The 15,275-nt window shown below is 63.6% G+C and carries 14 protein-coding genes; 3 read left to right on the top strand and 11 right to left on the bottom strand.

Annotation, left to right across the window (positions count from 1 at the left end):
* Window positions 1–1,664: type I secretion system permease/ATPase (locus GBZ26_RS17305; RefSeq protein ID WP_174439897.1), on the top strand; the 1,664-nt coding region annotated here is incomplete at its 5' end.
* Between the two features lie 14 nt (window positions 1,665–1,678).
* Window positions 1,679–3,016, top strand: a complete 1,338-nt coding sequence (locus GBZ26_RS17300) for an HlyD family type I secretion periplasmic adaptor subunit (protein ID WP_174439896.1) — start codon at window positions 1,679–1,681, stop codon at window positions 3,014–3,016.
* 64 nt (window positions 3,017–3,080) lie between these two features.
* Here GBZ26_RS17300 and GBZ26_RS17295 read toward each other — a convergent pair whose 3' ends face one another.
* From GBZ26_RS17295 to GBZ26_RS17280, 4 genes are all read right to left on the bottom strand, one after another.
* Window positions 3,081–4,685 carry a tetratricopeptide repeat protein gene (locus GBZ26_RS17295; RefSeq protein ID WP_174439895.1) on the bottom strand — a complete coding sequence of 535 codons (1,605 nt, stop codon included), beginning with the start codon at window positions 4,683–4,685 and terminating at the stop codon, window positions 3,081–3,083.
* 521 nt (window positions 4,686–5,206) lie between these two features.
* Window positions 5,207–6,010, bottom strand: coding sequence for a HEPN domain-containing protein (locus GBZ26_RS17290; protein ID WP_174439894.1), 804 nt, complete (start codon window positions 6,008–6,010; stop codon window positions 5,207–5,209).
* A gap of 5 nt (window positions 6,011–6,015) precedes the next feature.
* Complete coding sequence (locus GBZ26_RS17285; RefSeq protein ID WP_174439893.1) at window positions 6,016–7,203, bottom strand: DUF262 domain-containing protein; 1,188 nt, start codon at window positions 7,201–7,203, stop codon at window positions 6,016–6,018.
* 105 nt (window positions 7,204–7,308) lie between these two features.
* Window positions 7,309–8,114 (bottom strand): IS5 family transposase gene (locus GBZ26_RS17280; protein ID WP_174439892.1). Its coding sequence is split into 2 segments (ribosomal slippage): window positions 7,309–7,787 and window positions 7,787–8,114, totalling 807 coding nucleotides; the frame shifts between segments, so codons are not numbered across the junction.
* A gap of 192 nt (window positions 8,115–8,306) precedes the next feature.
* Here GBZ26_RS17280 and GBZ26_RS17275 point away from each other — a divergent pair.
* On the top strand, window positions 8,307–8,951 hold the full coding sequence (locus GBZ26_RS17275; protein WP_174439891.1) for a hypothetical protein: 645 nt from the start codon (window positions 8,307–8,309) through the stop codon (window positions 8,949–8,951).
* A gap of 135 nt (window positions 8,952–9,086) precedes the next feature.
* On the opposite strand, the gene GBZ26_RS17270 is transcribed toward GBZ26_RS17275, so the two are convergent.
* The 7 genes from GBZ26_RS17270 to GBZ26_RS17240 all read right to left on the bottom strand — a co-directional run bounded on the left by GBZ26_RS17270 (window position 9,087) and on the right by GBZ26_RS17240 (window position 15,106).
* Entirely contained in the window at window positions 9,087–9,485 is a 399-nt protein-coding gene (locus GBZ26_RS17270) for a 3TM-type holin (protein ID WP_174439890.1), read from the bottom strand.
* A 1-nt stretch (window position 9,486) separates the two neighbouring features.
* Window positions 9,487–9,981 carry a structural protein gene (locus tag GBZ26_RS17265; RefSeq protein WP_174439889.1) on the bottom strand — a complete coding sequence of 165 codons (495 nt, stop codon included), beginning with the start codon at window positions 9,979–9,981 and terminating at the stop codon, window positions 9,487–9,489.
* 26 nt (window positions 9,982–10,007) lie between these two features.
* Window positions 10,008–10,175, bottom strand: a complete 168-nt coding sequence (locus GBZ26_RS17260; protein WP_174439888.1) for a hypothetical protein — start codon at window positions 10,173–10,175, stop codon at window positions 10,008–10,010.
* Between the two features lies 1 nt (window position 10,176).
* Complete coding sequence (locus GBZ26_RS17255) at window positions 10,177–10,482, bottom strand: coiled-coil domain-containing protein (protein WP_109068494.1); 306 nt, start codon at window positions 10,480–10,482, stop codon at window positions 10,177–10,179.
* Between the two features lie 82 nt (window positions 10,483–10,564).
* Complete coding sequence (locus GBZ26_RS17250) at window positions 10,565–11,254, bottom strand: hypothetical protein (RefSeq protein ID WP_174439887.1); 690 nt, start codon at window positions 11,252–11,254, stop codon at window positions 10,565–10,567.
* Complete coding sequence (locus GBZ26_RS17245) at window positions 11,244–14,243, bottom strand: hypothetical protein (protein WP_174439886.1); 3,000 nt, start codon at window positions 14,241–14,243, stop codon at window positions 11,244–11,246. Before GBZ26_RS17245 ends, GBZ26_RS17250 begins: the two co-directional genes overlap by 11 nt.
* Window positions 14,240–15,106 carry a hypothetical protein gene (locus GBZ26_RS17240; protein WP_174439885.1) on the bottom strand — a complete coding sequence of 289 codons (867 nt, stop codon included), beginning with the start codon at window positions 15,104–15,106 and terminating at the stop codon, window positions 14,240–14,242. Before GBZ26_RS17240 ends, GBZ26_RS17245 begins: the two co-directional genes overlap by 4 nt.
* Window positions 15,107–15,275: the final 169 nt, after the last annotated feature.

The following is a 15,275-nucleotide window of genomic DNA, read 5'->3' as shown; positions in this document are numbered from 1 at the left end:
TCGCCACCGGCCTCGCCGCCGCGGGCGGGTTCAGCGTCTTTCTCGCCCTCATCCAACTGGCGATGCCGCTCTACACGATGCAGGTCTACGACCGCGTGCTGGGCAGCCGCAGCGTGGAGACCCTGGTGGCCCTGTCGCTGCTGGCGCTGGGCTGCTTCGCCGTGTTCGGGCTGGTCGAGGCGATCCGCGGGCGACTGACCCAGGCCATGGGCCATCTGGCGGCCCGCAGCCTGACCATGGACGCGCTGGAGGCGTCGATGGGCGGCCTGCTGCGCGGCGGCGCCAGCCGCCCGGCCCAGGTGCTGCGCGACCTCAACGAGCTGCGCCAGTTCCTGTCCGGGCCGAGCCTCACCGCGCCGCTCGACGCCGCGCTCAGCCTCGTTTTCCTGCTCTTCCTGACGCTGATCCATCCGCTCTACGGCCTCGTCTGCGGGGGGAGCATCCTGTGTCTGGTCGGGGTGAGCCTGCTCGGCCGCCTGCTGACCATGCCGGGTGCCGCGGAGGCCAACCGCGCCCTGTGCCGCCACGGCGCCGAGGTCGAGGCGGCGTCCCACGGCGTGGAAGCCGTCGCGGCCATGGGCATGATGGGCACCCTGCGCCGCCGCTGGCAGACGGTCCAGGATGACCATCTGCGGCTGGTCAACCAGACCGCCGGACGGGCGCAGGCCGTCGCCTCGCTCGCCAAGGTCTGCCGGATGACCGCCCAGGTGGCGATCCTCGCCGCCGGCACGATGCTGGTGCTGGACCGGCAGGTGTCGCCGGGCAGCATGCTGGCCGCCTCCATCCTGATGGGCCGGGCGCTGGCGCCCTTCGAACAGTTGATCGACTCCTGGCGCAACTGGTCCTCGGCCCGCGAGAGCCTGCGCCGCCTGCGCGGCCTGTTCACGGCGGACGCAATGCCCGCGCCGGCTGCCCCCCTGCCCCGCCCCGGCGGCTCCCTGCTGCTGGACCGCGTGACCTACGTCCCGCCGGGGGCCGACCGCCCGACTCTGCGCGGCCTCTCCTTCTCTGTGGAGCCGGGCGAGGCGGTGGGCATCGTCGGCCCCTCGGCGGCGGGCAAGTCGACGCTGGCCCGGCTGCTGGTCGGCGTGCTGGAGCCGACACAGGGCGGCGTCTTTCTCGACGGCCACAACGTGTGGCGCTGGCACCGCGACGACTGCGGGCGCCATGTCGGCTATCTGCCGCAGGGCGTCGGCCTGCTCGGCGACACCGTGGAGGACGCCATCGCCCGGCTGGGCGAGCCCGACCCGGCGCTGGTCACCGCGGCGGCCCGGCGGGCCGGCGTGCATGAGATGATCGGTCGCCTCTCCGACGGCTACCAAACGGCGATCGGCGAGGGCGGCGCCCTGCTCTCCGGCGGGCAGAGGCAGCGCATCGCGCTCGCCCGCGCCCTCTACGGCGACCCCCGCCTGCTCGTTCTCGACGAGCCCAACGCGAACCTGGACCAGGCCGGCGAGGCGGCGCTGCTGCGCGCCATCGCCGAGGCCAAGGCCGGCGGCGCTGCGGTGGTGGTGATCGCCCACCGCCGCTGCGTCCTCGACGCGGTGGACCGCATCGTCGTGCTGCGCGACGGCATGATCGACCAGACCGCGACGCGGGCCGAGATGGTCCGGCGGCTGGGAACCGCCACCCCGCAGCCGGTCGCCGCTGCCGCCACCCCTTGATTGGAGACATCGAGATGACGACGACCGAAACGCTGCTGGGCCGAAGCGCCATTCCGGCGGGACCGCGCCGCGCCGAGCCCTCCATCGGCGGAGCCGTGCGGGCGGGCTGCGCGGTGATCGCCCTGGCGCTGGGCGCCGGGCTCGGCTGGGGGTTCCTCGCCCCGCTGGACAGCGCCGCCCACGCGCCGGGCACGGTTGTGGTGGACGGCAACCGCAAGACCATCCAGCATCTGGAAGGCGGCATCGTCGCCGAGTTGGCGGTGCGCGACGGCGACACGGTGGCCGCCGGCCAGACCCTGCTCCGCCTCGAAGGGACGCAGAGCCGCGCCACCCTGGAGGAGCTGACGAACGAACAGGCCGCCGCCCTGGTCCGCATGGCCCGCCTGCGCGCCGAATACGCCGGGCAGCGCGCCTTTTCCGTCCCGGCGGAGCTGGTGGATGGGAGCGCTGCCGCCCGGCGCGCCCTGGCCGTGCAGCAACAGTTGTTCGCCGCCCGCTGGACCCGCCATGACGGCGACATGGCCGTGCTGCGCGAGCAGCGCCTCCAGGCCGAGCGCGAGGTGACCGCCCACCGCGCCCAGGAGCGCGCGGCGGCCGAGCAGATCGTCTACATCGAGGAGGAGCTGGCCGGCGTGCTCGACCTCTTCAACAAGGGTCTGGAGCGCAAGCTGCGGGTCCTGTCGCTGAAGCGCGCCATGGCCGACCTGGCCGGCACCCGCGATCAATCCCACGCCCGCGCCCTGCTGGCCGAGCAGGCGGTGACGGTCGCCGACACCCAGCTCCACGCCAAGGAGACGGCCCGCCGCTCCGAGATCGCCGGGGAGATGGAAGAGGCGCAGAACGCCCTGGACCAGACCGCCGCCCGCCTGAAGGCCGCCCGCGACGCGGTGGAGCGCACGGAGATCCGCGCCCCCGTTCCCGGCCGCGTGGTCGGCCTCACCGTCTTCACCGTCGGCGGGGTGGTGAAGCCCGGCGAGCCGCTGATGGACATCGTTCCGGACAGCGGCTCGCCGACCATCGAGGCGCGGATCGACCCTCTGGACATCGACGTGGTGAAGGCCGGCCAGACCGCGCAGGTCCGCCTCAGCGCCTTCAAGCCGCGCCGCACCCCGTCGATCGACGCCACCGTGGTGGACGTCTCCGCCGACCGCCTGACCGACCCGACGACCCACGCCCCCTACTTCGTGGCCCGCGTCCGTCCCCTGCCCGGCGCTCTGGAACGCATCGGCCCCGCGGCCCTGCATCCGGGCATGCCCGCGGACGTGCTGATCGCGACCGGCCAACGCCGCGCCATCGACTATGTGCTGGCCCCGTTGCAGGACGCGATGGCGCACGCGCTGACGGAGGATTGAAGGGTGCCGGTCAGAGTGGAAGAAACTCTCTTACGCACGCTGGAAGGGCTCGCAAAACCGCCCTTCAGGGCGCTCCGTGCCCATCGGCGAGTCGTTGCAGCTCCTGGACGACTTCGGACACCGGGCCGGACCAGTCGCCCGCACGGCTTTGCCGGAACAGGCGGACCGTCGGGTACCAGGGGCTGTCCGCGCGTCCGAGCATCCAGCGCCAGTCCGGGACGAAGGGCAGCAGCACCCAGGTCGGCCTGCCCAGGCTGCCGGCCAGATGCGCCACGGCGGTGTCCACGGTGATCACGAGGTCGATCGACGCCAGAGCCGCCGCCGTCGCCGCGAAGTCGGTCAAGAGGGGCGAAGCGTCGAAGGGAGCGACGGGCCAGGACTTCAGATCGGCCGCCGCCGGGCCGACCTGCAAGGATACCAATTGAACATCGGGCACCTCCCGAAGCGGCGCGAGGGCGGCAAGAGGAAGGGAGCGACGGCGGTCGTTGGCGTGCTCGCGTCGTCCGGCCCACACGAGACCGCAACGAATCCGGGCGTTCGGCGCCGCGGCGGCCAAGCGGTCCGTCCAGAAGGTCGTCGCGGCTTCCGATGCCCGCAGCATGGGGACGGCCGGCGCGGCGGGAAGGCCGCGGTTCAGCAGCAACGGCAGGCTCATCAACGGCGCGTGCAGGTCGAAGGGCGGCAGGGTGCTCCCGCCCGGGAAGTCGGCGGCGCGCGGGATCACCTCCACTCCGTCGACGGCTGGAGACGCGCGCAAGAGGGACAGAAGGGGCGGCTGGACTTCCAGCAGGACGCGCGTCGGCCCCGCGTCCCGCACCAGGGGAACGAAGCGCAGGAACTGGAGCGTGTCGCCCAAGCCCTGTTCGGCGTGGAGAAGGATGGTCCGGCCGACCAGCGGCCCACCGTCCCACGCCGGCCGGTCGAACCGGCGACGCTGGCCTTGCATGACCGGCGCTTTCCAGCGCCATTCGAACTCCCGCCATCCATTCGCGAAATCGCCGAGCAGCAGCCGCGTCAGCGCGCGGTTCCAATGGGCGTCGGCGTTCTCAGGATCGAGAGACAGCGCGCGGCCGTAACAATCCAGCGCCTCGTCCACAGCGCCGAGTTCACCCAGCGTGTTGCCCAGGTTGTTCAGCGCGCCCATGTGTCCCGGCACCTTGTCCAGAACCTCGCGGTAGCGGCGGGCGGCCTCCTCGAGCCGGTTCGCCCGCTCGAACACGACGCCGAGGTTGAACAGAGCGTCGGGGGCGCCCGGCGTCAGGCCGAGAAGCCGCTCGAAGCAGGCGATGGCCTCCTCCGCGTCGCCGCGCTCCGTCAACGACACGCCCAGATTGTTGAGCGCGTTGGCGGAAGTCGGCGCGCCATTGAGCGCCTTGCGATGGCACGAGACCGCCTCGTCGAGACGGCCACGCCCACGAAGCGCAAGCCCGAGGTTGCCGAGCACGCCGGGGTCGTTGGGCGCAAGCCGCAAGGCCGCGCGCAGGCTCTGTTCCGCTTGCTCCAACCGCCCTTCGACCAAATGGATGGCGCCGAGGTTGCCATGCGCATGCCGCGTCTCGGGGGCGCGGGGATAATGGCGGATCATGTTCCGGTACAGCGCCTCGGCGCCACGCAGATCCCCGGCCATATGCTTGGCCAACGCAGCTTGCAGGTTCGTCTTGGCGCCCATGACGGGATGAAGGGTCTCGATTTCCGGAAGGTGGTGGCGGCGTCTGCACGCTTGCCGACCCTACCCGAACACCACCTGCCGACGTGCGCGACATGTTCGCGCACGTCCTTACAACCACGCTGTTCCAAGGTCCCTGCCGTCGGTGCCAACCCGCGCCGAACAGCCGCGGTGCCTGACGGGTCTAACTGGGAGTCTAACGGCGCTCATGGGTCATGGGCCGGACATGAAAAAAGCCAGCCAACCCATTGGATTGACTGGCCTTTATGATGGTAGCAGCGGAGGGCTATAGCCAATACAGTCCTACCATTGGATTTGGATGCTGACCCGTTCACCCCACGTTCGAACATGCCCTCTAGTGCATCCCAAAATAAAATTACTGCAGGATGGGGCTTTGGGTTTATTCGATATCGGAAAAAGCACCATTATTGCGATGTTCGCCAAAACGAACGGATTCAATGCAGTGAAGAAGAAACCTCATCTTATTCCGTATACAAGCGAGCGAACATATAAGAAATATAAGTTTATTGAACATTAAGCACTTTAGCAGCATCGTTCACCAGAACAAACTCTTCATTATTTTGACTAGTCAATACTTTTGTCAGAAGAGAGCTCGGCTGTGGCGACAATATTTTTAGAGTTTCACACAGAGCTCTGCCGAAGCTTTCCAGCATGTTTATATCTGCGGCAATCTGTTCAGGGCCGTTTGATTGCCCTGGGTTGAGCGCATGAGCAATTTCGTTTCGTCGTTCAAAAAAATCTTCCATTCCAGTCAGGAATTTCCCATGTGCTTTCCCAGGCTCTGCTTCTCCGAATATATCGAGAAAAGGCTGTTTATCTGAACAAAGAGAGCAGATATCTTTTAAGCCAGCGACCTTGAAAAGACTATTGATCTGCCCAGGACGCATGTTGTTCTCGTTGTGTATAAGCTCATTATATATGTCTTTTGATAAATCCCCCTTACAGAACTCATAAATATTTAAAAATCGATCTTGCGCAGCAGAAACCACATCACTTCTAGACTTTGAGGACCCGTCAAACTTTATTCTACCAAGGCCGTCCATTGTACGTTTCCATGCAGTGACAGCCAAATTCTTTGGCAGCTTATCAAAAGATTCTGTACCCATAACAACCGACCGCGCATACTCGCGAGCCATTTCCCGAATAAATTCTTCGAAAGTTGCCGCAACAAGAAGAGTAGCCGAGTTAGCAGCAGCAATTCTTATTTTGGCTGGCTGCTTTGGATCGGAGAATGTAGAGGGCAAAGCGCGAATTGCGTTTAGGTCACCTATATAATCCTCTGTAATCAACTCAAACACAGTGGTCATAGAGGTTACTCCGGACGAAAAATGGACCGTATGAGCTCAATTCGTCCTTTAACGGCTTTTGCCGTGTTACCTTGCCCGGTCAGGACTGCAAGCCGGTCAGGATCTGCCGCTGTAGCTGCCATACGAGCACGGACTTCAACGGCATTAGCCTGAATTTCCTCTCGTACGTCCCAAAGCAAGTTAATAGCGACCATTGACGCGTCATAAATCGCTGCGGAAATACGCTCGCGTCCTTTTTCGTCGGGGGGAAGCATGAAAGGCTTCCCATTAAATAGGGTGTAAAGAAAGAAGAAACGCTCTACGTACTCTTTTTTAAGTTCATCAGCCTGTTTGTCAGTAAGAACGACTTCCATTGCTCGGTCAAGCATAGACTTCATTGAACCACGAATATTTTCAATATCTTTAAGGGCAAAATAACGCAGCACGAGCTGGCAATCAGCCATACTTGAGTACAAAGAATTTTTTTGTCTTTGCTGATTTTCATAATAATCATTTGGATCAGCCTCAATATATGGCGGAATATCAAATACTTTTGTGAATAGATCATGACGCGTAATCTCAATAATTATCCTATTAAGCGGGCCCGGATTGAGAGCATTACGAATTTCCTGCGGGTTTAGCTTCGTCCCACCGGTGTTAAGTCTGTCAAAAATAAATCGGCGCATATCAGTCATAGTCAGACGGTTCTGAGCAGACTCGGCATCGCTTTCTAAAAGAAGAACAATTGCTGACAAGCTTGCTCTATCAAGAGCTCTTTTAATACGCGGCGGGCATCGTGAATAACGAATTCCATTTAGAGGACTTAGCACCGTAAGTGAAGTTAGAGAAAAGTCACCAGCAAGAAATTCTTTTACAGCATTTAGTCTTTGCTGACCATCCATTACTTCGTATCTAGCAGCGTCACTTTCATACAAAAAAATTGGCGGAACCGGAATATTTAGAAGAAGCGATTCAATAAGCTTTGATTTTTGGGCCGTCGACCACCGAAGTCTGCGTTGATACTCAGGGCGAAGGTTTAAAACTTCACCTTTCTCAATCAAATCACGAATCTGAGGCAAAAAGAAATTGTTTGTTTGGAACACCATTCGAAACGCATTCTTCGCAAAAAACTCGTCGGGATCAACATGGGGAGCGACCTGCGCAGCGGTCTCCGCAATCTCCTCCGATTCGCCCATAACGACTTCGATGCTCATGGCTTTCCCCTATCGAACAGCATGGATTGACTCAATAGTATACATCGGAGAGAACGGCAAGCATGATCGTCAACTACTGGATAAGGGAAGCGTGCATAAGAGCGCCTAACAGAACCATCTTTGGGCGAAGCGCCAGCAGATGAGGCTGGCGGCAATGTGGTGGAAGGCGGTGAAGATGTCGGCTCGGCGTTCATAACGGACGGCGATACGGCGGAAGCGGGCAAACCAAGCCAGGGTTCGCTCGACCACCCATCGGTGCCGTCCCAGGCGCTCGCTGCTCTCGATGCCGCGTCGGGCGATGCGTGGAATGATCGCGCGGCGGCGCAACGCCCGCCGGCAGGGGGCAAAGTCGTAGCCCTTGTCAGCGTGCAGCTTGGCCAGACGACGTCGTGGCCGGCCGGCACACTGGCGGATTGCCGGTACCGCATCGACCAACGGCTCCAACAGCTTGCCGTCGTGCCGGTTGGCGGGAGAGATCTTCAGGGCGAGCGGGATGCCATTGGCATCGACGAGGATATGCCGCTTGGAGCCCGGCTTTCCGCGGTCCGTCGGGTTCGGGCCGGTTTCCTCGCCCCCCTTTTTTCCGGGATGGCGGCGCTGTCCACCGCAGCCCGCTCCCAGTTGATGGCGTTGGCATAGCCGAGCCGGTCGAGCAGCAAACGATGCAACCGCTCCCAGACGCCGGCTTGATGCCATTCGTGCAGCCGACGCCAACAGGTCATGCCCGAACCGCATCCCATCTCCACCGGCAGCAGTTCCCAGGGAATGCCGGAGCGCAATACGAACAGGATGCCGGTCAGCGCCGCGCAGTTGTCCAGCCGAGGCCGCCCGCCTTTCGGCTTGGGCGGCTCCGGCGGGAGAAAAGGCTCAATCAGTGCCCACAGGGCATCGGAGACGAGAGGTGCAGCCATGCCCCTCCCAACAGCCCAATCCCCGTTTTGTTAGGCGCTCTTAGAGTATCTTTGTTGCTTATGGCTCACTCGTCTTGCAAAATTGGCCTCGATCAAGCAGGAATGAAAAGTCATAAAAGCACCATCTGCGCATGTTGATACAGGCAGTGGCGAGATTTTTCTTTATCAAGCCGTCTAAAATAGGAGGGAAGCATGTTTGAGCAGGATCGAGAAAGGGCGAACTTAACTTGCAAAATGATTAACAATTATGTCGATACTGAGAAATACATTAGAGATATCGTTTTAAAAAACCAAGCAGCAAAGCGGGATCTCGCACAGAAAATAAAAAGATATGTCGAAGTTGTTTACTATAAACTTTTTGAATGGCAGAATTCTGTTAATAAAAATTTGTCAGAAAGCGGAGCCGGTAAAGTACATATTGAGATATTTGATGAAAGCCCCTGGTTGTTTCCCCCAGATGATATGTATTTTGTTGAGTTCCAGGCAAAGCACTTTTCTTATTTGCAGGGGAAATTAAACATAATAATTAATACTTCAAAAACTATATCTTTAGAAGCAGACTTAATGTTTAGATGTAATTATGGAACAATTAAATGGAAGGACGGTGGTGAAAGTCATTTTATTTGCGAACGCTATCGAGCAGAAAATATGCAAGAATTTGGAAGCAAGGATCTTTCTGACCTTCTTAGTAAGCTAACGAGTTGGCAAGTACAGCAGGATCGACTTGGAAATTATATCACCGCACGGCATCCTGGAGATGTAATAAACGAAAAATTGTATTCGGCTCTCTTCTCGTGGGATAATCAAAATCCAACGCCGATAAATTACAATCTGTAGAAACAACCCGATAAGTCTCAACATTCACATTTCAAGGCCCTAAATTCTGTCGCCAAAGGGGCTTTGGGCGACAGAATTTAGCGAACAAACATCGCGCAAATCCCGTACAACGAGCTGCCGCCAATCAACACTTATTCACTTCGATGCCCCTCTCAGCTTCTCAACGGTTCGCAGGGTGCCGATGCCCAGCATCGGCACCAGCAGCCCCAGCAGCGTTTCCGTGTCGATCTGCGGCAGGCTGGTGCCCGGCGCGTAGACCGTCAACGCCCAGCCGGCCAGAGGGTACACGACCGTCTGCACCCCCAAGCCCAGCACGCACAGCCACCCCACCGCCGGACGCCAGCCGGCGACGAACAGCGACGGATGCGCAGCCTCCGCGGCGTTGACCTGGAGCTGCGCCGAATCGGACGCGGACAGCACGTCGATGACCTTGGCCTGCATCTCCGCCGCCGCCTTGGCTTGGGCCTGCGGATCGGGGATGCGCCCCACCAGTTCGGTGATGATCGGCATCAGCAGGGGAAGAAGCTGGAGCATGTCACACCTCCATCAGGCCAAGGGCCATCATTGCGGCCCGGTGGTATTGTTCAGGACTGTACCAGTCCGCCGGGAAGTCCTGCGGCGCCCGGCCATTCTCATGGGTGACGATGGCGCGGGCCATGCCGGTCAGCGTCTCGGCATAGCCCCAATCCAAAGGGGCGTCGGGATCGACGCCCAGGCGGCGGGCCACCGTGTTCACATAGGCGACGGTGTCGTTCTCGGACGGCGGCGCCCAGCGGCTGATCGCCTGCCGGATGGTGACGATGCGCCGGCCCTGCGGGTCCGTCTTGCGCCGGTAGTTCAGCAGCACCCGCATCAGCGCACGCAGCCCGTAAAGCGGGCTGTCGAACTGGCAGAACGCCTTGTCGGTCTGGACGGCGGACAGGCCCAGCCAATCGTCGCCGTGGCGCAGATTGCCGGGGTTGTTGTTGCGGACCCCACGCGGCAGCGTGGGGGCGCGCGGGATCACCGCGCCGGTTGGCGTGGTCATCATGACAGCACTCCTTCGTGGGATGGTGGTTAGCGGTTGCGGTCCGGCGGCTGCCGCAGCATGCCGGAGCTGGTGTTGACCAGGGCCGCTTCGAGCAGCAGGGCCAGCAGCAGAATCGCCGCATCCTTGTTGCCGCCGCAGTCGGTCATGACACGATCACGGCGGGCTTCAGCGGCGGGAAGCAGATCGCGCACCATGTCAGTGACCGGGCGTGGGTCCGCCGACCATGGCGAGCAGCTTGGCCGCGACCGCCCCGACGCCGCCACCAGCCAGGGTCAGCGCGGTCATGAAGCCGACGCCACGGTCACGGGCGCGGCGCAGCTCCGCCACCTCCATCCGCAGATCGCGGGTGGCTTCCGCCAGTTGCTCTACGGTCGCCGCGACGGTGTGCAGTTGCGCCGTCGACTCGTCGCTCTTGGCGAACAGCGCCCGGCACTGCCGGGTCAGTTCCTCGACGCTGGCCTCCAGCCGGCCCAGCGTCTTGCTCGATTCTTCCACGGCCATGGGGTGCCCTCCTTCAGGGCATGAAAAAGGCGCCTTGCGGGCGCCGGGGTGGTGAACGGGTTAGAAGTCTTGTCGCGTGCGGTCAGGCCCGCAGGAGCGCGAAGGCTTTGGTAACTTCGACAGGGGTCTGCGCCGCTTCGACGGCCACCAGCGCGCCCCGCCGCCGGCCTTCCAGGTCGGCGTTCGTCGCCGTCCAGGCCGTGGCAGTTGCGCGAACCAGCGTAGCCACGTCGTCCAGGATGGAGCCGGTGGCGTGGGCTTCGGCGGACAGATAAGGGAACGGGCCAGCCGCTCCAGCCGCATGCCGCGCCGCCTCGTCCTGCTTTTCCAGATAGGTCGCCGACTGCCCGACCGTTACGGTGATGTGCCCCGCCCGCAGCTCGCCGACGCGCCGGTTGATCAGGTCCACCGCAGCGGCCTTGAAGTCGGCCAGCGGCACCACCGGGACGGCTGGCGGCTCCGGAGCGACTTCGCGTTCGGCAGTCAGTTTGCCGTCAGCGTCGAACTCCCGAACAATGATCGGGCGGGCGGGCGGCAGGGCAGCGACGGCGAGCGCCCGGACCTCGGCATTCCCGGCCAGCACCGCCTCGATGTCCTCCGCAGTCGAATCGAAGACATCCAGCGGCGCGTCCGGGCAGCGCGGGCCGAAGACGGCGGGCACCAGCTCGTCACCGGTCAGCGCGTCCAGCAGCGCCGACTGAAGCTGAACCCACTTCCACCGGTACAGCAGGCGCCCGCCCTTGTAGCTGTCGGGCATCTGGTCAGGCTGCATAGCTGTTCTCCTCGCTGATGCGGGTGACGGTGAAAGTGACCTCCCAGCGGATGCGCTTGCCGGACACCCCAGTCACGCGGGCGGACACCCAATCGCCGACAGTTGCCAAAGTGGCGTCGGCGGAGCCGGTGACCTCGGTGTCGGTGCCGCCGGTCTGGACGCTGCCCTGGAGCGTGATCGCGCCGCCAGCATCGCGGTAGTAGGTCGCCCGCCGGACGTAGGTCAGCCGCTCGGTGTCGGCGGCACCGACGACACGCCCGATGACGCGGGCCTCGACCATGACGGTTTCCCGCTCGCCGACCGGGACGCGCGGAGCCAGATCGAGAGCCGCCCCATCGGTGGTGACACCGCGGACGACGAAGCCGGCGCCCACCGGTCGCGGGCCACCCACGGCAATCGCCTCCTTGCCGCCGATGGCGTCCGCGACGAAACCGACCTCCGCCGCCGTACCGATCAGCAGCGAACCGCCGCGCAGGGCGACGGACCGCACCGTGTCGCTGGTTGTCGCGGCAAGCGCCGCCTCGTCCAGGTAGGACACACGGCGCAGTCCCTGGAAGATCGACACGCCGTCGCCGCTGCCGGCCGCCAGCCGGCCCGTGAGAGGATCTCTGCTGAGGGCAGTGACGGCATTGCTGATGCCGCCCAGCAGACACTTGGCGCCCTCCGCAAACAGCGGGCGCTCGTCCTCGTACATCTTGCGGATTTGCGCGGGGGTGGGGGCGTAGGCACAAGCGCGCAACAGGGCAATGTCGCAGGCGGCGGCGGGGTTGCTGCCCGCGACACGGCTCCCGACGCGCGTGATTGCGGCGGCGTTGGATACGCTTCCGACAGCGGACGCCGTAACCGTCCCCGCCAGTGCGCCGTTCACCCATGCCTCAAGCGTCGCCCCGCGACGGACAAGAAGCCCCTGGAACAAGCCCGCACCGCGAAACGCGGCCGTGGTCGTCAGGTTGGCAGTGTTGGTACCGTCGCTGATACGAACCTGGAACGTATCCGTTGAACTGTTCTGGATGAGGAACCCGGCGCCCAACTCCACGTTGGAGCGCTCAAGAACCGTTCGCGTCAGGCCAGCCGTGCCGTCGTCGCACCGGAACCACCCGACGACCGCGAAATCCCCCGTCCCGAAATCCAGGTCTGCGTTGTAGCGCTGTTCCACGTAGTTGTTCACGCTGAACCCCGACCACGCCACCACGTCGGAGCCGGCCGCCACCGGGTTACGCTGGAGCGTGCCATAGATGGCCACCCCCTTCCCCTTGTAGCTGCGGTCCGCGCTGGAGGGTCTGCACGACAGGTTGTCCACGTCCACATTGGCTACGGCACCGCCGTAACTTGCGCCGATGGTCAGGTAGCTGGTTGCGCCCGTAGCCGTAAACTCCACCAAGTTCCCAGCGCTCCCCGCAGCAAAGACTTGCGCGGCCTTGAGATCGACCCCGAATGGTGCGGTCCCAACCTGCACATATGCCGGCGCCGACGACGTGCCCAGCACATCGAGCCGCACCAAGCACGACTGCCCAGATACCGTTGCCAGTGGGAAGGTGCATCTGCCGAAGGCTGCGGTGGTCGCGATGCGCAGCGCGCCGCTGACCACGGATGCAGCGGCGCCGTTGCCGTTCCATCCGGCGGCTGATCCACCGCTGAAGCTGCCGTCAGGGAACAACTCGCTGCCCGTGATCGCGCCGACCGTCGCGTCACAGAGCGTGGCAAGCCGGGTGTCTCCCGGCATCCAGCCCGTGCAAAAACCGCCGGACGTGTGGGCGAGCATACCGTTATGCGGTGCGGCAGGGTCCCGGTGGACCTGGAGCAACCCACGGCCCCCAAAGTTGCATGCAATGCCGCCGTTATGCGCCACAAGCCGGGTGATGCCCTCGCTCGCGGGCAAAAGGAGGCGGTCAGGGGCAGCGCCGTAGGACGGGTAATAGTATTGCTCGGCCAGCAGCGCCGACCGATCAGCGCTCGCATAGGGCAGCTTCAGGGCTTCGACCGTCGAATAATAAACGCCGGTGCACAATACGCGAGCCTCTGGAAGCAACGTGATATGTGTCACCGGGTTGTTAAAGCCGGTGATGGTCACGACTTGCCCATTGGGGTGAATTACCGCCGCCGTCGTGTCCAGCCCGACGGCTATCGTCGGCACCGGCATACCGGCTGCGTCGAGTGGCGCGCCAGGGTAGACATGAGCATGCACGCTATTGACGCCATTTGCCGGCAAGGCGGCAGAGGCAGTGACACCGCCCTCGGCCAGCAGGGTGTTTCGCTGCGCGAAGGTGCCGAGGCGTCGCCGCCGTCCGCCGTTGTCGTACCGTTCGCACCAGTCGCCCGTGAGCGACACGACGTGCAGGCCCGTGCCGACGCCGAAGTAGAGATAACCGTTGCGAGCATGGACGCTGGTGATCGGCCCAGTGGGACCGCAATAAATCAGGCCGTTGCCGGTCGGGTTGGAAGCCGCCCACAGGCGCGGCGTCCCGGTTACCGGGTCCTGGTCCAAGGCGTCATAGATGTACCATTGCTCCCGCAGCGCGACGATCAGCGCCACCGCCGGGAAGTCGCGCTTTACCCCACGGTACACGCCCTGGGCCTCGTGCCAGTAGGACAGGTGCGAGCAGCGCCCCGGCTCGTTCCACCGCCGGCCGTCAGCTGTCAGATCATCCAGGCGAGTGTCGTAGACGAAGGTCTGCACGACGTTCGGCGTCGACAGCAGCAGCTTGTCCACCGCCGGGAAGGCGAGCGCTTCCGTGCTGCCTTTCGTGACTTGCGCCACCAAATCTTGGCAACGCTGAAGGATCGTCGCCACCGCCGCCTGCGCAGCCAGGAAGTTCAGGCTGTTGTTGAGGGCCACGATGGCCCGGTAGATGGTTGCCACGGCGCGCAGGCCGGGCACCCAATTCGCCGGCATGGCGCCGCGTCCCGTGAGGCCGTAAGGGTTGCCCGTGCTGTACGGGTTGGCATTGGTGGCGTCGAGCCGCGCCAGAGCGTCATCAAGTTCGCTCATGACCATTCCTCGATGGTAAGGGAGGTGTCGGAAAGATCGGGGCCGTTGGCCCACTCGCGGCCCACCTCCGCCTTCAGGCGGAAGAGAAAGCCGTAAAGAAAGGATGCCGCCGGGTCGTCCATGTCGAAGACGAAGGCGCCGGGCCGGATGCCGTCGATGCGCTTGGTCATGGTGACGAGCTGATCCGCCACGTCGCCGTCCAGGGCGTCCAACGGGATCGTCGCGGCGCGCAGCGAGACGCCGCCCGGCTCCACCACCGTGTACCCGCCTTCCCGCTTGCTGGAGGCGGCCAGAGACACCGCAACCTTCGTCCCGGCGCGCAGCTCCAGCGCCAGACCATCGCCCATCCAGCAATGATCAAGCTCGAACCCGGCGGCAGGCGACAGGTCGGCATGGATGCCGCTCGACCAGACGCGCCATTCGAACGAGCGGCAATAAACCTGCGGCGGGAAGCGGTAGACATGCGCCGGCCACGCGAAATAGTCGTCTTCGTGCAAGCGGCCATCGAACTTGCGCGGGTCCTCCAACGCCAAGTCCTCGGTCGAAATCAGCGAGGGCAGCATGGGCGCCCGTCCGGAGGTCCACAGCGGACCGGTCCAGTCGGCGTTCTGGTACAGCACCAGCTCCACGTCGTGGCTCTGATACAGGTTCGTGTCGAGCAGCGCCCCGAAGGACACCAGCTCCGATTCAGCGAAGGCCCCGCGAAGCCGCACCGGAGCCGCTTCGGTCCACGCGGCGGTGTAGCGGGCGCGGGCACCGTCCGGCTCGGTGACCAGCGAAACCGGCGCCGCCGGGTCCCATCCTGAACCGTCATAGGTCGCGGTCGCGGCGGCGTTGCGCCACGACACCAAGGCTTCGTGCATAGTCACACCCTCACGGTAATGGAATGCGTCTGGTCGGTCAGGTTGACCTTCACCGCCTGGACGCGGGCGAGCGCCCCGGCGCCACCGAACACCGGGTGCCCGGCCTCCCGGACGGTGACGAGCTGGCCCACGCCCTGACGCGGGATGCGGCTCATGGGGAGTTCGTAAA

The organism is Azospirillum formosense (assembly GCF_013340925.1).
Taxonomy (GTDB): domain Bacteria; phylum Pseudomonadota; class Alphaproteobacteria; order Azospirillales; family Azospirillaceae; genus Azospirillum; species Azospirillum formosense.
This window is presented reverse-complemented; position numbering and strand designations above follow the sequence as displayed.